Genomic DNA, 17649 nt, shown 5'->3' with positions numbered 1-17649 from the left:
AGAGCGTTCCTGGGGCTTCGGGTATTACAGGGCATAGCCGCCATCCAGCGTCAGGCTCGAGCCGCTCATGTGGGCCGCAGCCGGGCTGGCGAGATACGAGACCAGGCCGGCAATCTCCACAGGCTGGGCGACTCGTCCGAGCGGGACGAGTTCAGCCAGCGCCTCCAGATGCGCCTGCGTCATGTCCGTCGCGGTCGGGCCGGGCTGGATATTGTTGACGGTGATCCTGCGCGGCGCCAGGTCCAGTGCCAGCCCTTGTACCAGCCGCGCCACGGCGGCCTTGGTCATCGAGTACACGGCGCCCTCCACCGAAGTACGGCCGGATGCCGTATTGCTGCCGATGGTGATCACCCGTCCACCGTCCCGCATGCGAGCCACGGCGGCCTGGATCGAGAGGATGACGCCACGAATGTTCACATCGAGCATCAGGTCGAGATCCTCGACGCTGAGCGTGTCGATACGCGCCAGCCGGAGCACGCCGGCATTCACCACCGCCACATCGAGCTCACCGAAGTGTTCGACCGCCGCCGACACCGCGTCGCGGATGGCGCCGGCGTCCGCGCTGTCAGCCTGGATGGCAATGGCCCGGCCGCCGCCGGATTCGATCTCGGCGACCAGCGCCTGGGTGCTATCCGGCCGTGACACATAGGTCAGCGCCACGGCGAATCCGTCGGCTGCCAGTTGCCTTGCCGCTGCGGCACCGATACCTCGGGAACCGCCAAAAACCATGGCGACTTTGTTGCGCCCTGCTTCGTTGCTCTTCATCGCCTCACCTGTATTGACTCATCAGCGCGGCGCTTGCCGCCAGAAGGCCTGCAAATCCTAACAATCCTCGGGCGCCACAAGCGAGGCGCCCTCCGCAAACGGGCATCAGGCGATACCCGAATCCTGCGGGGAAGCCACGCGCTTGCCCAGCGGAGTCCTGCCGAAGCCATCGGCGGCAAGGGTCTGTTGCGCCGGCTCTTCGGAGTTCACGCGCATGCCCAGGGGAGTACGGCTGAAACCATCTTCGGCAATGGTCTGCTGTGCCGGCGCATCGGGGCTCACGCGCATTCCCAGCGGAGTTCTGCTGAAACCGTCGGAAGCGATGGTCTGCTCTGCCGGCGCTGCCGAGTTCACCCGCATGCCCAGGGGCGTCCGGCTGAAGCCCTCTTCAGCCAGTTGCGGCGCCGTGCCCTGTTTGGCCAGGGGTGTCAGTTGGAAGCACGCAGCGCCCTGGGAGCAGCTGGCTTCGGTAGCGGCATTCGCGTGCACTGCGACGCCAGCCAGCGAGAAGGCAATAGCGGTCATGAAGGTTTTCAGGTTTTTCATGGCATCGATCCTCAAGGGGTAAGGGGGGACAGCTCATCGGAGCGGGACACCACGCACTGGAGAACCCTGGAGTGCTTGCCGTGCCGATGAGCTGTTGGTGCTGATTAAGAGCCCCTGGGGTATCTGCAGCGTGTCGAAAACAGCCGCCGCCATCTCCGCGAATGTCAGATCGGTCGCCGGATACAGTGGGATACAAAAGGGCTGCGAGGGAGCCCTCGAAGAGCGAGCGCCGGGCGTGTAATCACTTTCCTACAAGTCGTGACTGGATTTCGCGCTGTCGCCCCACGCGCGCCGGCAAACAATAGCGCCAGGGGAAGTCACTTCCCTTCGAGCTTTCCTCCCCTCCCGTTGAACGACCCAAGAAGGATGTGCCATGCGCGCACTACTCGCAGTCACCGTTACCGTCCTCCTCCTGGCCGGCTGCTCAAGCCCGGCGCAGCGGATGTCCACCTGCCTGGCACAGGGAGTCAGCCGCGATGCCTGTTACATGGCGGAGCAGAATCGCCAGACCGCCATCACCGCCGCGGCAGAAAAACAGGCCCTGGAGAACGCCCGAAACCAGTAGAAATGACGTTCGCAACTGCCGTGACGACGGTTGTTGTTGCGGTAGAAACCCATGCTTGAACGGAATCTGTCGACAGCGGCCGGTCGCGGACCGCATCGGACTCCCGGCATCCTTTTAAAATCTTCGCGTAGCGATTAGCCTCGCCCCGGTCCGGGCTGATCCGCCGTTGCCTATCAAGGAAATCTGATGCCGCTTTACCTGCAGTTCGAACAGGTCGATGTCTTTGCCGAACACCCCTACGAAGGTAACGCGCTGGCAGTGGTGGTGGATGCCGACGAGCTCACCACCGAACAGATGCAGGCGTTTGCACGGTGGACGCAACTCAGCGAGACCACCTTTCTGTTGCAGCCCCGAACGCCGGAAGCGCATTACCGCGTGCGCATCTTTACCCCGCTGCGCGAACTGCCCTTTGCCGGGCACCCGACGCTGGGCAGCTGCAAGGTATGGCTGCATCAGCAGGACAGTCTCGAGCTTGCCGAGGTTGTCCAGGAGTGCCCGGCGGGCCTGATCCGCATACGCAGGCAAGGCCGGCAACTGGCGTTCTCCGCTCCGCCGCTCAAGCGCAGCGGACCGCTGGATGCGGCGACGCTGAAACTGATTGAACAGGGGCTCGGCCTCGCCACCGGGCAGGTCCGCGCCAGCCAGTGGGTCGACAACGGCCCGGGCTGGGCCGGCGTGCTGCTGGCAAATCGAGCTGAAGTGCTGGCCATCAGGCCCGACTACGCCGCACTGCAAGGGCTGAATGTCGGCGTCATTGCTCCGTGGACGGGCCCGGACGCTGAAGCCGATGTGGAGGTCAGAGCTTTCATGGGCGAGGAATGCAACGAGGACCCCGTCACGGGCAGCCTGAATGCCGGCCTGGCTCAATGGCTGATCGGCTCGGGCACCCTGAGCGACCGCTACACGGCCAGCCAGGGTACGGTGATCGGGCGCCGCGGCAGAGTACAGATCGAAAGCATCGACGGGACAATCTGGGTAGGAGGAGACGTGCAGCACTGCGTTTCCGGCAGGGCCGTCTTCTGATGGACAATGAGCACCACTGACAGATCAATTCCCCGTCCACTGAATGGCCTTCCCAGGATCGAACCAGTGCGTTAGCGGGTAGCAATCCCTCGCGCAGTGATGGTAACGCAGGCGGCGAGAACAGCGGCTCGTGTGAGACTCGCAAAGCGGACTACGCTCCTCCAGTCGACCTCTGGAGAGCTCACCATGATCCGCTCCCTGCTGACCGCATCCCTGCTGGTGATCCTGAGCATTCCGGCACATGCCGGCGTAGTGGCTTTCCCCTCCTCCTTTCGTACCCAGGACATCGCCGTAGACGGCGCGACCATCCACGTCCGCGTCGGCGGCAAGGGTCCGGCTGTAGTGCTGCTGCACGGGTTCGGCGATACCGGCGACATGTGGGCGCCACTGGCCATGGACCTGGTCAAGGATCACACCGTGGTGGTGCCGGACCTGCGCGGCATGGGTCTGTCGTCCATCCCCGCCGACGGTTACGACAAGAAGACCCAGGCCGGCGACGTTCGCGCAGTGCTGGCGTCGCTGGGCATCGAGCACTCGGTGGTGGTCGGCCATGACATCGGCACCATGGTGGCCTACGCCTACGCCGCCCGATATCCGCAGCAGACTGAACGCCTGGTGGTGATGGACGCTCCCGTCCCCGGCATCGCGCCGTGGAACGACATCGTTCGCTCACCGATGCTCTGGCATTTCGACTTTGGCGGCGCGGACATGGAGCGCCTGGTGGCCGGGCGCGAGCGCATCTACCTGGACCGCTTCTGGAACGAATTCGCCGGAAACCCGCACAAGGTCGACGAAGCCACCCGGCAGCACTACGCCAAGCTCTATGCCCGCCCCGGTGCGATGCATGCGGCCTTCTCCCAGTTCCGCAGCATTCGCCAGGATGCAGTAGACAACGAGGCGTCGAACAAGACCAAGCTGACGATGCCGGTGCTGGCCGTCGGCGGTGAGAAATCCTTCGGCGCCAGTGAAGCCATCGTCATGCGCAATGCCGCCGACAACGTCACCGAAGTGGTGGTGCCGGGCGCCGGGCACTGGCTGATGGAAGAGGCGCCGACCCAGACGATCCAGGCGGTTCGCCAGTTCATTTCGCCCTGACGGGCAGGACTCGCCTGTAGGAGCGAGCCATGCCCTCGAAGAGCGCCAACAGGTGCTCTTCCGTTCCCCATTGCCACAGCAACTTCACTGCCGCTTGTCACAAAAATCCTACAAGCAGGTTGACCATCAATACCTGCGCCTCTAGTTTCCTACCCTTCTTTCGCCGGGGTGCGCTGCGCTCGGGCGATCACGACGGCAAAGGAATGTCCGATATGTTCAAGCCCCTCAGGCCCTGGCTGCCTGCCCTGCTGCTTTGCAGCCCGCTCGCCGCGCAAGCGGAAGGCCCCTCTGGCGATTTCTGGCTGATTCACCAGCAGGGCAGCCTCTACAAGAACGAAATCTTCGTCATCGATGGCGACCCCGCCAACATCTATGACCGCAAGAACGGCGTGCGCTCGCTGGGTGTCTACGAATTCTACGAGGAAGGCGCCAAGCCGACCTTTACCGCCTATGACGTCGAGGTCGACTGCGCGAAGAACCGCGTGCGCCTCAACGGCGCGCAGAACTACGACAAGTTCTACAACGACATCCGTCCGAAGAAGGTTTCCAAGGAATGGCAGAAGAAGCCCGAGGCGTGGATCGCCCAGAGCCGCGACTTCCTCTGCAAGCCGGACGCCCACGTCGAGCAGAAGATGTACCCGCTGGGCAAGATGCCCATGCTGCAACTGGTCTCCGCCGCTCCTGGCCTGTTCCAGCTGCGCAACCGCGAGCACGCCAAGAACCTGATTCTGGAAATGGTCGACAAGGGCTTCGAGCAGATGCCCGTGAAGAACGCACCGGCCAAGGAGGGCGTGCAATGAAAGGACTACTCGCACTGGGGATGATCGCCATCCTGCTCGGCGGCTGCTCCGCCATTCCCACCCTGCCCGAAGCGCAGGCCCGCAGTTACTGGAAGGGCCGCCCGGCCGGCGACGCCATCGACCACTTCGGCGCGCCCAGCGATATCGGCCTGGCGCCGGAGAATGACTGGGTCGTGCTGATCTATCGCCGCGACACCTCCTACGTCTCCCGCGAGGCGCTCGGCACCTACACCGGCCCGCAGAACGGCCAGCTGGTGCATACCGAGTACTGGGGCGACGTGGTCCATTCGGCCAGCTGCGAAATCCGCGTCGCCATCAACCGCGCCCGCCAGGTGGACTACCTGCTGACCCGCGGCAATTGCGGCGGCATCGCGCTGAAGCCGGAAGCCTGAGCCCAGGCCCCCTCAAGGACGAGACACAACCATGGCTAACCTGAACTATCCGGCGAAAGCCGTCTTTGCGCTGCTCGGCCTCCTGGCCATCGGCTCGCAGGCTTCTGCCGAAGAGGTCAAGGTGACGGAACTGCTGCGCAGCGGCTACGAAGTGAAGGCCGCCTACGTGGCGCCGGGGCGGGTCACCCAGATCCACTTCCTGATCCTGCAGAAGGGCACGTCGGTCTACCAGTGCGGCACCTACGAGGCCAGCTCACTCGCCCAGCAGTTCTACGACTACTCCAACACCTACTCCTGCTCGGCGGTCGGTGACTGGGTGTCGAAGAACGCCATTCCCGGCCTCAAGCAGTAATCCGGCGAAGGCCGGCATCCAAGATGCCGGCCATGCCACCCCTACCCCCGACACGGATGTTCCCCCGATGAAGATTCGCCTGCTGCCCGCCAGCCTGCTGCTGGCCTGCACCCTCGCCCACGCCGCCGAGCAGCCGCCCGTGCCCAAGCCCCTGGAAGAACAGGTGAGCCGCCTGGTGGAGCTGTACAAGGACAGCTTCGCCACCGGCTACCCCGAAGCCACCCATGTGCAGACCCTGAAGACCGGCCAGGACAGCGAGATCATCCTGGCGGTGTTCACCATCGAAGGCTTCGACATGGGCAACAACTACAGCCAGTACCTCGCCGTCTTTTCCTCCACACCCAATGAAGAAGGCCAGGAGCACTACAGCCTGCTCGATGCCATGCAGATCGGCGGCGGTGGCTGGCGTTCGGTCGAGAAGCTGGACGCCCGGCTGGTTGCCGACCCGGCGGGCAAGCGTACCCTGATCGACATCCCGGTGATGGAGAACAGCGACGACGATGCGCCGAACTTCCCCAGCCGCGCCGGCGTGATCCACCTGGCCCTGGAAGGGTCGCAGACACCCCGGCTGGTGGAGCAGAAATGAGGGGGTGCGCCTGAAGTACCAGGCCCGATACCAAGTCGATAACAAACCGCTCTAAATTTCTCTTCCTGGCGGCCGCCATTGCGGATACCCATCCTCAGCGGAAGCCCATCCATGACTACCATCAGCGCCGTCAGCGCCACCAACGTTCGCTACACCACCGCCTCGACTTCGGCCGCCTCGACCTCTGCCACGAGCAGCGAGGACAGCGCCACCAGCGATGCCACCAGCACTTCCCAGACGACGGCCAGCTCTTCGGCACAGGCGGCGGGTGGAGCAGCTGGCGGCGGTGCCGCCGGCGGAGCGAGCGGCAGCTCCGACAGCAGTTCCGACACCACCCTGGAGAAACTCAAGCAGGCCATGGAGCAGGCGCAGAAGGAGCTGGAAGAGGCCGAGCAGGAACTGGCCAAGGCCAGCCAGGGCGGTGGCCAGACCGAGGAAGAGAAGCAGGCCCAGCAGATCGCCGCGCAGGCTGCCCAGGCACGCGTCTCGTCCGCCTCGGCGGCGGTAGCGGCGGCCACCGCGGCCTACTCAGAAGCCCTGACCGAGTCCGGCAGCAGCACCAGCGGCACCTCGGTGAATACCACCGCGTGAAGTCGCGCGGCCAGCTTTCGACGCTGCCAGGGCTTGCCGCTGCTCACTCCCCTTCGCCACGTTTCAGCGAGCGGCGGCTCCTTCATTCATCAGGTAGGTCACCAACTGCCGCGCATGGGATGACAACGCATCCCAGTCAGCCACGCAGATGCGCAGTTCACGGGTGGCCCAGGCGTCGGCGAGCGGCACCACTACCGCCGGCAGCTCCTGAGCCATGCGTGTAGCAGCCGCCTCAGGGAGCATGGCCACGCCCACCCGCTGGGCGACCAACTGGGCAATGGCATCGAAGCTCGGCGCGCGCACGCGCACCTTGAGCGGCATTGCATTGCGTACTGCCATCGCCTCGACGAAACGCTGCATGGCGCGTTCGGCCGGCAGGCAGACGAAGGGGAAACTCAGTGCATCGCGCAGGCTCGGCAGGTGCTGGCTGGCCAGCGGATGATCCTGCGGCACCAGCAGCACCAGCTTGTCGTTGCGGAACGGCAGCGACAGCAGGCCGGCGGTGGTCAGGTTGCCGTCGTAGACACCAATGTCGATCTGCCCTTCCTGCACGGAGCGCAGCACGTCCTTGCTGTTCTGCTCGGTCAGTTGCAGATCCACTTCCGGGTAGTCCGCCAGGAACGGCCCCAGCGCGGTGGGCAGGAAGGTGCTGTTGGCCACCGTGGAAGCGGCCAGGCGCAAGGTGATGCGCCGCTCTCCACTCAGCTCCTGCAGGGTGTCCCTGAGCTGCCGCGCTTCCTTCAGCACCCGCTGGCCGGCCTCCAGCACCAGGCGGCCGGTTGGCGTGAGGGTCATGCCGTCGCTGTGCCGGGCGAACAGGGAGAGCCCGCAGCGCTCTTCGAACAGGCGCAGACGGTTGCTCGCCGCCGAGACCGCCACCGGCACCGAAGCCGCCGCCTTGCTCAGGCTGCCGGTGCTGGCGATAGCAGCGATCAGGCGCAGGTCGGCAAGATCGAAATGCATGGGGTATTCTCCAAAAACGAAAGCCACGTTCGCCAAGTTGCGATTCTAGTGGAATGGCCTTCTCTCTAGAATAAAGCCTTTCCCCTGCCTTGCATCCGTGCCGCCATGAATAGCCTGACCTCCCTCTACCAGCGCAGCCTGCGCAACGGTGTGTTCTTCGCCGTGCTGTCCGCCACCGGCTTCAGCCTCAAGGCGGTATTCGTGAAGCTCTCCTACGCCGCCGCGCCGGTGGATGCAGTAACGGTGCTGGCCATCCGAATGGGCCTGGCGCTGCCGCTGTTCCTCTGGCTGATCTGGCTGAGCCGCAGCCCGCAACAGCCCCGCCTGACGCTGGCCGACGGCCTGCGCATCCTGCTGCTCGGGTTGTTCGGTTATTACCTGTCCAGCCTGTTCGACTTCTACGGCCTGCAGTACATCAGCGCCGGGCTGGAACGGCTGATCCTGTTCACCTACCCGACCCTGGTGCTGCTCCTGCAGATGGCCGTCAACCGCGAACGCCCCGACTCCCGGACCCTGGTCGCCATGGGCTTGTGCTACCTGGGCCTGGGCATCGCGCTGGTGCATGACATCCGTGTGGAAGGCGGTGACGGACAGATACTGCTTGGCGCGCTCTGGGTGTTTGCCAGCGCCGTCACCTATGCCCTCTACTACATGGGCACGGCCGCCGTGGTGCGGCGTGTGGGCTCGATGCGCCTGGCCGGGCTGGCCGGCGGCGCCTCATCGGTGATGGTGCTGATCCACTACGCGGCGAGTGGCGACGTGCAGCAACTGGCGACCTTGCCCGGCGCAGTGTGGATCCACGGTTCGCTGATGGCACTGATCTCCACCGTGTTGCCGATCTACTGGATGGCGCTGGCGATCCAGCGCATGGGCGCCACCCATGCGGCCGCGTTCGGCAACCTCGGCCCGGTGCTGACCGTATTCGCCTCCTGGGCGCTGCTCGGTGAGGCGATCACCGTCTACCAGATTGCCGGGCTGGCACTGGTGTTGTTCGGCGTGTCGCGGTTGTCCGGGGCCAAGGCAGCTCCTCAGCCTGCACCAAAGCAGCAGGCCGAGGATTGCAAGGCAACAGGTTGAGCGCGTCCGCTCGGATGACCCGCAAGCTCGCAGCAGGCGCATAGCCCTCGGCGTACCAGTAGCACTGCGGCACTGGCACGCCTGGGGCGATTACTGCACGTTGCCGCTGTCGAGCTGGCGCTCTTTCTCGGCCAGGCCATTGGCCAGGGTGGTCAGCTTGGTATCGGGGGCGTTGCTGGGCAGCGGATCGACGCCGGCCGAGGCGAATACCTGGCCATAGCTGTTGCGCAGTTCGGCGTAGGCCAGGTCGCGGCGCAGGTCCGCCTGCAGCGCATTGAGTTCGCCCTGGATCAGGTCCAGCTCACCGATGCCCTGCGCTTGATGGCGGTTGCGCAGCTGGCCGACGATCTGGGTATCCAGACTGGCCAGTTCCTGGGTGGTGACGAACTGGCGGCGCGCCTCGTTGTAGTTGGCGTTGGCCACGTAGAGCTGCGCCAGCACGGCCATCGACATGGCCTGCCGGCGCGCCACGTTGACGTCTTCACCGGCCTTGGCAACGTCGATGGCGGCCGGGGCGGACAGGACGTTGAACAGGTTCCAGGTGACCTTCACGCCGTAGTCGGCCCAGCGGTTGTTGACCAGGAAGCTGTTGGAGTCGTAGTGCCCGCCAGCGGAGAACTCCAGGCCCGGCAGCAGACGCAGCATGGCCTTGCGGGTTTCCGCAGCGCTGATCCGTGCCTGGTAGTCCTGCTCGCGCAGTTCCGGGCGGCTGGCCAGGGCCTGCTGCTCCAGTTGCCCAAGGCCCACCTTCAGCTCCGGCACGTCGTAGCCTTCCGGCGCGGCGAGGGTCAGCTCGGTGCCCAGCGGCAGGTTGATCAGGGTGGCGAGTTCGGTCTTCGCCAGCGACAGTGCGCGGCGCTGTTCTTCCAGCTGGCGGCTGGCCTCGATCAGGGCGCGCTGGTAGCCCAGCGCCTGGACCGGGTCGCCAATGCGCTGCTGGCTCATCTGCTGGCTGTCCTTGCGCGCGCCGTCGACCCGTGCCATCAGCGCGTCGATACGGTCGAGCAGGCGTTGTGCGGCGACCGCGCGCCAGTATGCCGAGCGCACGTCCTGGATGATGGTCTGCACCACCTTGCGTCGGCGCTCCTGGACGATCAGGCGCTGGTCGGCCTGCTGCTTGGCGCTGACATAGCTGACGCCGAAGTCCAGCACGTTCCACACCATGGTCAGGTCGGCGACGTCGCGGTCGCGGTCCTGCGAGGTGGAGGGTTCCAGCGACTGGGTGTTGGTCAGCACGCTCTGGCTGCTGGAAGCGCTCTGGTTGTTGCGCCCGGCGTAACCGGCCTCGAGCGCCATGCGCGGCAGCATGTCAAAGGTGGCGAGATCGAGTTGCCGGCGCGACAGCGCCTCCTCCATTACCTTCAGACGCGACTCGAGGTTGTACTTCACCGCACGGGCCATGGCCTCGTGCAGGGTCAGCGGGCCGCTGAGCGGCTCCTGATCCTTGAACATCGCCTGCAGGTCGTCGCGGGCGCGTTGCTCGCTGACGCTACGGTCGATGGGTTGCGTGGTGACGGCGCAGCCGGACACGGCAAGCGCCAACAAGCTGATCCCTAGCAAGGTCGTGTGTTTTTTCATCCCTGGCCGTCCCCCTCGTTACGGCTTCGTTCTTGTGCTTTTTCTACTTGGCGATGTGGTGATCAGGATGCGTCGCGGTCCTGGGCTACTTGCCCCAGCGCCCAGGCCAGCTCGCGCAATGGTTGTTGTTCGGATTCGTGGATCTGCTGCAGTTGCTGCGTCAGGCTCGGCGCGCCGAAGATGCCGCGGATGCCCTGGTCGATATCGCCGCTGCGACGGTCGAAGGCCTTCAGCGGCGAGCTGTCGTCGAAACCGTCGCTATCGAAGATGCCGGCCAGCGTGCTGCTGCCGAAGACGCCTGCGTCACCGCCGCCGAAGCCCAGGAAGCCCTTGCCACTGCCGTCGCCGAACGACGAGCTGCCAAAGGCCTGGGCAATGAAGCTTTGCGACGGTGCGCCGTTGTTCACGAAGATATTGCCCTGCGGTGGCAGGCCACCGGTTCCTTCGCTGGGGAACAGCGACGGCGGCAGCACCGGCGAGGTGCCTTGCGGCGTGACAACCACCGGCACATCGGGTTGCAATGGCGTGGGCGACGGCAAGGCCGGAACGCCCGGCGTGGTGACACGGAACTCCGGATCGCCATCGGACAGCGAGCCGATCACATAGCTGTCGCCCCGCAGCGAGTTCGCCAGCGCGTTGCCGGCCGCATCGCTGATGCCGCCGGCGTTGACCGCCAGGCCCAGGCTGCCCTGCCCGCTCACGCTGCCGACGGTTACGCGGTAGATGCGGGCATCCAGTTGCACGACGGAGAGTATGCTGCCGCTGGCGGAGTTGCTGGTCACCAGGGAGAAATCGCCGGCATCGACGCCGCTGACGTCCTCGTCGAAAGTCACCAGGAAGTTCACCGTGCTTGCGCCGGTGGGCGACGGGTCCAGCCGCACGACTCCGGTGGCGGTGGGCGCGCGGGTATCGACCAGCACGCCATGGCTGTCACCGATGCCGTTCAGCGAAGGATTCAGTGCGTTGCCGGTGGCGTCGCGCAGGGAGCCGCCGTTGGCGGAAAGCCCACTGACCTGGATGCCGTCGGCGTCGTTGTCGCCAGCCTGGATGGTGTAGCGGAACACCAGGCTGTTGCTGCCCGAGCCGCTGACGTAGTCGGCGTAGACGGTGCGCCCGCCCATGTCGATGGCCAGTTTCGGCGAGCCGTCCACCACCACGGCTTCGCTGGTCTGCACCACGAATTCGAGGGTGTCGCCCGCGTTGTTGAGACTCCCCGCAGGCACGCTGACCGCGGTAACGGTCGGGGCATCGCGGTCGACGCTGTACACCGCGCCGGTCAGCCCGCCGCTGAGCGGGTTGCCAGCCGCGTCGAGGATACCGGTGCCGCTGCCGTTGAGGTTCAGGCCCAGGGTGCCGGTACCGGAAACGCCGCTGACAGTGATCTGGTAGGTGCGCGCGTCGATCTGCTGCAGGCCGCTCAGGCTGCCCGCGGCGGTGCCAGTGCCGACCAGCGCGAAGTCACTCAGGTCGACGCCACTGACGCCTTCGCTGAAGGTCACGGTGTAGCGCACGCTGCCGGCATTGGTCGGCGACGGGTCGAGGGTGACGATGGCGCTGGGTGTCGGTGCCACGGTGTCGACGATCACGCCGGAGGTGGCACCCACATTATTGAGCGTCAGGTTCATGTTGTTGCCGACGGCATCGCGCAGGGTGGCGCCGTTGGCGGAGAGACCGTTCACGCTGATACCGTCGGCGTCGTTGTCACCGGCCTGGACGGTGTACTGGAACACCAGGGTCGAGGTGCCGGAACCAGCGACGAGGTCGGCGAATACCGTCCTGCCGCCGATGTCCAGGGCCAACCGCGGGCTGCCGTTGACCAGCACGGCTTCACTGGTGTTGACCACGAAGGTCAGGGTATCGCCGGCGTTGTAGGGAACGCCTGCCGGCACACTGACACTGCTGACCGTGGGCGCCACGGCATCGACCAGCACGCCTGTGGTGCTCGCCACACTGTTGAGGCTGGCAACGATGTCGTTGCCGGCGCTGTCACGCAGGGTGCCGCCGCCGGTCTGGATGGTCGAGCCAAGGCTGATGCCGTTGCTGTCGAACTGACCACTGGATACCACCAGGCGGAACAGCAGGGCCGTGCTGCCGCTGCCGCTGAGGTACTGGGCCAGTACGGTGCCTCCGCCATCCAGCGTCACGAGGATGTTCGGCGTGCCCCCACTGGTGTCAACAATCACGTTCTCGCTGAAGTTGACGACGAAATCGAGGTTCTGCCCCGCCACGTAGGTGCCGTTGGCTGGCACCGTGACACTGTTGACGACAGGCGCCACGCCGTCGATCACCAGGTTGGCGCGACTGGCCAGGCTGTCGATGCTGGCCGGGTCCGGCAGGTCGCTGAAGGCATCGTCCAGGCGCGCGTTGAAGATCCTCGCGCCGTTGAGCGACAGCGCGCCGACGCCGGCAATGTTGAGGTCCGCACTCTGGTCGCCGGCCTGCACGGTATAGAGGAACGACAGGACGTTGCTGCCGCTGCCGCCCAGGTACTGGGCGGTGCGGTCGATGGTGCCGGTTTCCAGCAGCAGGCTCGGCCTGCCGGAGGTGGTGTCGACGCTGACGCTCTGGTCGAACTCGACGAGGACCAGAATCTGATCACCGACCTTGTAGGTGCCGTCCGGGATGCCGGCACTGACGCCGACGATACGCGGGTTGGGCTGCTCGACGTTGATCGAGATGATATCGGTATCGGTCTGCTGGCCACCGGCGCCGGACTGCCCCTGGTCATTGGTGATGATCTGCAGCGAAGCCGCGCCGTGGTAGCCGGCCATTGGGGTGAAGCTCAGCCCTGCCAGCGCATTGTTGATGTCGGCGAGGGAGCCATCGAAAGTCATGATGGCATCGACTGTGCCATCACCGGCCAGGAACGACAGGCCCGAGATGCTGCCCAGGGTGATCAGCCCGTTGATGCCGACGAGCGTCACGCGCAGGTTCCCACCCGCGACATCCACGTCCGAGATGGAGATCGCGTTGCCATTGCCGGCGCTGAAGACCAGCGTTTCGTTCGAGAGCACCGTCTGGGCACCCGGCACGCTGTTCACCGGAGCGTCGTTCACCGGGCTGATGTCCAGGTTGAAGGTGGCCGATGAAACCTTGGCGCCGCCCGTGCCGGTATTGCCGCGGTCATCGAGGCTGACCGTCACGATGACGATGCCCGAAGCGTTGGCCGCCGACAGGTAGCTCACCTGGCTGCCGGCGATGAAGGCGTTGATATCGCTGAGGCTGCCGCTGAGCACCAGCTGGTTGGTGCCCGAGCCTGTCAGCGTTACGCCGGCGCCCGCCAGGGCACTGAAGGTGCCGCTGCCCGGGGCGACGCTGAAGGTCGCCTGGACCACACCCGATCCGGCATCGATGTCGCTGAAGCTGATGCCGTTCAACACCAGGGGGACGTCCTCGCTGCCGCTCACCGGCAACAACGGCACCACGGGGGTGCTCGGCGCATCGTTCACCGCGTCGACCTGCAGGATCAGGCTGCCGCTGTCGGTCTTCGCCGGGCCACCGCTGTTGCCCAGGTCAGTGATACTGACACCGAGGGTGACGTTGCCGTTGAAGTTCGCGTTCGGCGAGTAGAAGAGGTTCATCCCGGCGATGTAGGCGTTGATGTCCGCGACCTTGCCGGTGAGGGAGATGGTGTTGAGCCCCGTGTCAACCGCGATGTTTCCGCTGACGGTCGCGAACAGGATGCCGCTGTTGGGCGGCAACGTGAAGGTGACCTGAACGTTGCCGGTACCCGCGTCGACGTCGGAGACAACGATGCCGGTAATGATCCCGGTAGCGTCTTCGCTGAGACTGATCACGCCGGGCAGGCTGAGCTGAGGAGAATCGTTGGCGGCCGTCACGGTCACGCTGCGCGTGACGTCGGCGCTGTCGAGCTGGCCGTCGCTCACGCTGAAACTGACGCTGCGCGTGGTGGTGTCCGGGGTGTCCGAGCTGTTGCTGTAGGTCACCGAGCGCAACGCTGCCTGCCACTGGGCCGCGCTGGCGCCACTGGCGGAAGTGAAGGTCATTGTGCCAGTGGCGGCGTTGTAGCTGCCGCTGATGTCACCCATGGTGGCAGGATCGTTGGTGAATCCAAGCACATCCTCGGAGGGCCGCAAATTGCCAGTGATCTTCACCAAGGCGCTGTAGAGCAGCGGCGAATCGTTGTCCGACACGGTGAGGCCGCTGTCGACCACCACCGGCGTGGACGCCACGTCCGCCCCTTCGACGAACGCCGCGCTGCCGCCACTGCTAGTGACCGTCGGCGCATCATTGACTGCGACGACTGTAACGCTGGCGGTATCGCTGACCAAGGAGAACGGCGTGGTGCCGCCGCTGCTGGAAGCATCGAGCTTGAACCCTTGCTGGCCGGCGGTGATGCCGCTCTGGTCCCAGGCCTTGAAGGTGAAGCTGGCAGTGGTGCCATGGACGCCGTCGGGCACGAAGCGCACCCGATCGCTGCTGCGCAGCAGCAGCGCCGAAGCCGTGGAAACCGTACCGACGTCCTGCCAGCTGGCGCCGCTGTCCAGGCTGAACTGCCAGGTGCCACCGACGCCGGAGTTCAGGCCGGTGATGGCAATGCCCTGCACCGCGCCCGTGTCCACGTCGCTGACATGACCGGTGATGAGGCTGGAAACCGCCTGTCCGACGTTATTCACGTCACCGTCGGTCAGCGTGTTGAGCACCGGGCTGGAGGGGCTCAACACGGGCGCATCGTTGACGCTGCTGACGCTGATCGTTGCCTGCGCGATGCCTGTCGAGAACGCCGTGCTGCCGCCGTTGGAGCTGGTATCGGAGGTGGAGCGAATGCCGTTGAGGGAGGCGATGCCGAAGGTCTGGTCCCAGGCGCGGAAAGTCAGTGTGGCCGTCCCACCGTTTTTGCCATCGGGCACATAGCGAAGCAGGGTACTGCCCGACAGCAGCAGCGCGCTGCCATTGGACACCGCGCCGACATCGGTCCAGGTCACGCCATCGGTCGAGTACTGCCAGACGCTGCTGCCGGTGCTGGCTGTCAGGGCGATTCCGCTGGCGGGGCCATCGACGTCGGCGTAGGTAACGCCGGCCAGCAGGCTGCTGACCGTGACGGCCTGGGAGCTGGTGTCTTCGCTGGTACCCACCCAGGTGTAAGGGCCGCCGGACAGGGTCGGCGCGTCGTTGATGGCGGTGATCGCCACCTGGACGACGGCGGTGTTGGAGTCGTCGCCAGCGCTGTCGGTGACCACGAAATTGATCTGCCGGGTGGTATCGGAACCGCCGAAGGTCGGATCATCCGAGCTGGAGGAGAAACTCACCGAGCGCAGGACGGCCTGCAGCGCCGCGGCGTTGCCGGCCCCGGTGATCGTCAGGACGCCGGTGGCGCTGTTGTAGCTGGTGGCGAAAGCGCCCGGGCTGCCGACGGTGAGGGAATCGCCGACGCGCAGATCGCTGATGGTGACTGTCGCCTTCTGGAAGCTGCTGCCATCGTCCACCAGGGTCAGCGTGGGGCTCAGCGCCACTGCGGCTGCGTTCTCGGTATAGCCGATGACGTTGTTGGCCGGCGCGAGCATCGGGGCGTCGTTGGTGGCGATCACACTGAGGGTAACGTTCGATGCTGCACTGGTGCCGCCGTCGCCATCGGAGACGGTCACACTGATGGTGCGTGCCGAGGTGTTGGGGTCAAGCCCGTTGCTGTTCACGTAGGTCAGGTTGCGCACCAGCGCCTGGGCTGCCGCCGCGGTGGCCACGGAGTTGAACGTCACCACCAGGTTGCTGCCGCCGCTGCCCCCCGTGTAAGTGCCGATGAGCACTCCGCCGTAGGAGATATTGGCGCCCGAAACGCTGATCTGGCCAGCGCCGGTCCCCTGGTTGCGAATGCCCAGAACGTCCTCCAGCGACTGCTGGCCGGAGGTGATCGCCACGCGCAACTGACCGCCATCGAAGTTCGCCGAGTCGCTGTCGCTCACCGTGGCCAGACCCGCCGCATCGATCAGCGTCGGCCCGCTGTCCTCGGTGAAGCTCGCGGTCCTGCCATTGAGCCCGCCGAGCACCGGGTCGGCGTTGGGTCCCTTCAGGTCGGTGAGCAGGACCTGCTGCAGGTCCATGTTGGCGACCGATGTGGAGCCGTTGAGATTGGTGACGCGCAGGGTGAAACCGCTGATGTCGTTGAACAGTGAACTGTCGATGTTGACGGTCAGCGGCCCCTGTGCACCCGAGAAGGTGAACGACTGGGTAACCGTCGCGCCCCCGGAAATCGCGCTGACGTCCAGCCGGTAGTTGCCGCCGAAGGACTGGATCACCAGGCCGTCCAGGTCGAACTTGCCAAGATCGACGTTATCCGCGGTCCAGGTCAGCTGGTAGTAGTGGTTGCCGTCCCCGTCGGCCACGGAGCTTGTGCTGAAATAGATCGAGTCCGGCGAGCTCATCCGCACCGCCCCCGTGGATTCACTGAGGGTGAAGCCATCCACCGTGTTGCCACCGGTGTTGTTGGTCCAGTAGGTGTCGCCTAGCGACTGGTTTGCCGAGGGTAGCGCCAGCAGGTCGGCATAATCGGGGCCGCTGTCGGAAGCCCAGGGGCGCTGCGTCTCGATGCTGCCGGTGTGGGCTTCCAGCGTCCAGTTGCCGCCCAGGGCCGCGGCGCCGGTGCGATCGGTGGAGGCAGCCACGTCGGCGCGGGTCAGCGCCGATAGCTGCTGAAGCAGCACTTCGCCGGAGCCCTTTGCCACGTCGCAGCCGTATAGAAGGATGTCGCCGTCGGCGTCCAGGCTGTCGCCGATGGCGGACAGTTGCGAGGCCTTGCTGGCCAGGTTGTCGGCGCTGAGCACGGTGTTGCCCAGATGCACCTCACCCTCTTCGCCGTGGCTGAGGATATGGATGGCGTCGATGCCGGTGCGGCCGTTGAGGTACTGGGCGATCTGCTGCAGGCCGTCCTTGTTGCCGTCGAGCACCACCACTTCGGTACCCGGCTTCAGGCTGGCGACCAGCTGCTGGTAGTTGGCGACCTTGCTGTCGACGAACACCACTTCATGGCGCTGGTCGGAGGAAGCAGTGGGGGCTGCGGCGAGGGTGTCGTGGGAGGACGAGTCGGAAGGTGTCTTGTCCTGGGCGGCGGGATGATCGGCGCCCTGGCTGGCGGCGGTATCCGCGACGGTGGCGGCGACCGCGCCGTCGAACATCATCCTGGCTTCGAGGCTCAGGGCCAGTGGGGAGCGCATGGCGCCGGACTGATGCTTGCGAACGGCCGATGACGCGAACCAATGCCTGAACATATGGCCTCCTCCCTGAGAGCACACACGCAAAGCCGCACCGGCTCCGGTACGACGACTGCAAGCTGGCAAATTGTTATTGGATTGATCTCACCA

14 protein-coding genes are annotated in these 17649 nt (G+C 65.5%); 9 read left to right on the top strand and 5 right to left on the bottom strand.

Going from position 1 to position 17649, the window contains the following annotated elements:
• Positions 1 to 24: 24 nt before the first annotated feature.
• Positions 25 to 765, bottom strand: coding sequence for an SDR family oxidoreductase (locus IB255_RS26755; RefSeq protein ID WP_192211099.1), 741 nt, complete (start codon positions 763 to 765; stop codon positions 25 to 27).
• Positions 766 to 870: 105 nt separating this feature from the next.
• Positions 871 to 1311: a hypothetical protein gene (locus tag IB255_RS26750; protein ID WP_081516923.1), complete on the bottom strand. Its 441-nt coding sequence runs from the start codon at positions 1309 to 1311 to the stop codon at positions 871 to 873.
• A 373-nt stretch (positions 1312 to 1684) separates the two neighbouring features.
• On the opposite strand from IB255_RS26750, the gene IB255_RS26745 reads away from it, so the two are divergent.
• The 8 genes from IB255_RS26745 to IB255_RS26710 all read left to right on the top strand — a co-directional run bounded on the left by IB255_RS26745 (position 1685) and on the right by IB255_RS26710 (position 6715).
• The gene (locus IB255_RS26745) at positions 1685 to 1876 is read left to right on the top strand and encodes a hypothetical protein (protein WP_081516922.1); all 192 of its coding nucleotides are present in this window, start codon (positions 1685 to 1687) and stop codon (positions 1874 to 1876) included.
• A gap of 186 nt (positions 1877 to 2062) precedes the next feature.
• The gene (locus IB255_RS26740) at positions 2063 to 2899 is read left to right on the top strand and encodes a PhzF family phenazine biosynthesis protein (protein WP_081516921.1); all 837 of its coding nucleotides are present in this window, start codon (positions 2063 to 2065) and stop codon (positions 2897 to 2899) included.
• A 186-nt stretch (positions 2900 to 3085) separates the two neighbouring features.
• Entirely contained in the window at positions 3086 to 3994 is a 909-nt protein-coding gene (locus IB255_RS26735) for an alpha/beta fold hydrolase (protein WP_081516920.1), read from the top strand.
• A gap of 212 nt (positions 3995 to 4206) precedes the next feature.
• Positions 4207 to 4794: a hypothetical protein gene (locus IB255_RS26730; RefSeq protein WP_081516919.1), complete on the top strand. Its 588-nt coding sequence runs from the start codon at positions 4207 to 4209 to the stop codon at positions 4792 to 4794.
• Entirely contained in the window at positions 4791 to 5186 is a 396-nt protein-coding gene (locus IB255_RS26725) for a hypothetical protein (RefSeq protein WP_045214467.1), read from the top strand. Before IB255_RS26730 ends, IB255_RS26725 begins: the two co-directional genes overlap by 4 nt.
• A gap of 31 nt (positions 5187 to 5217) precedes the next feature.
• Positions 5218 to 5538, top strand: coding sequence for a hypothetical protein (locus IB255_RS26720; protein ID WP_081516918.1), 321 nt, complete (start codon positions 5218 to 5220; stop codon positions 5536 to 5538).
• Positions 5539 to 5605: 67 nt separating this feature from the next.
• The gene (locus IB255_RS26715; RefSeq protein WP_081516917.1) at positions 5606 to 6124 is read left to right on the top strand and encodes a hypothetical protein; all 519 of its coding nucleotides are present in this window, start codon (positions 5606 to 5608) and stop codon (positions 6122 to 6124) included.
• 111 nt (positions 6125 to 6235) lie between these two features.
• Positions 6236 to 6715: a hypothetical protein gene (locus IB255_RS26710; protein WP_081516916.1), complete on the top strand. Its 480-nt coding sequence runs from the start codon at positions 6236 to 6238 to the stop codon at positions 6713 to 6715.
• 63 nt (positions 6716 to 6778) lie between these two features.
• Here the strand turns inward: IB255_RS26710 and IB255_RS26705 are convergent, their stop codons facing one another.
• A complete protein-coding gene (locus IB255_RS26705; RefSeq protein ID WP_192211098.1) occupies positions 6779 to 7678 on the bottom strand; it encodes a LysR family transcriptional regulator in 900 nt (299 codons plus the stop codon).
• Between the two features lie 105 nt (positions 7679 to 7783).
• On the opposite strand from IB255_RS26705, the gene IB255_RS26700 reads away from it, so the two are divergent.
• Positions 7784 to 8755 (top strand): DMT family transporter, encoded by a 972-nt coding sequence (locus IB255_RS26700; protein WP_192211097.1) that lies wholly within the window; start codon positions 7784 to 7786, stop codon positions 8753 to 8755.
• A gap of 90 nt (positions 8756 to 8845) precedes the next feature.
• Here IB255_RS26700 and IB255_RS26695 read toward each other — a convergent pair whose 3' ends face one another.
• Both IB255_RS26695 and IB255_RS26690 read right to left on the bottom strand, forming a co-directional pair.
• On the bottom strand, positions 8846 to 10333 hold the full coding sequence (locus IB255_RS26695) for a TolC family protein (RefSeq protein WP_192211096.1): 1488 nt from the start codon (positions 10331 to 10333) through the stop codon (positions 8846 to 8848).
• A 62-nt stretch (positions 10334 to 10395) separates the two neighbouring features.
• Positions 10396 to 17502 (bottom strand): DUF4347 domain-containing protein, encoded by a 7107-nt coding sequence (locus IB255_RS26690; RefSeq protein WP_225595051.1) that lies wholly within the window; start codon positions 17500 to 17502, stop codon positions 10396 to 10398.
• Positions 17503 to 17649 lie beyond the last annotated feature (147 nt).

Origin of the sequence: Pseudomonas sp. PDM22 (assembly GCF_014851965.1) — a bacterium.
Taxonomy (GTDB): Bacteria; Pseudomonadota; Gammaproteobacteria; order Pseudomonadales; family Pseudomonadaceae; genus Pseudomonas.
The sequence above is the reverse complement of the archived record's forward strand: the minus strand, read 5'-3'. Positions and strand labels throughout refer to the sequence as shown.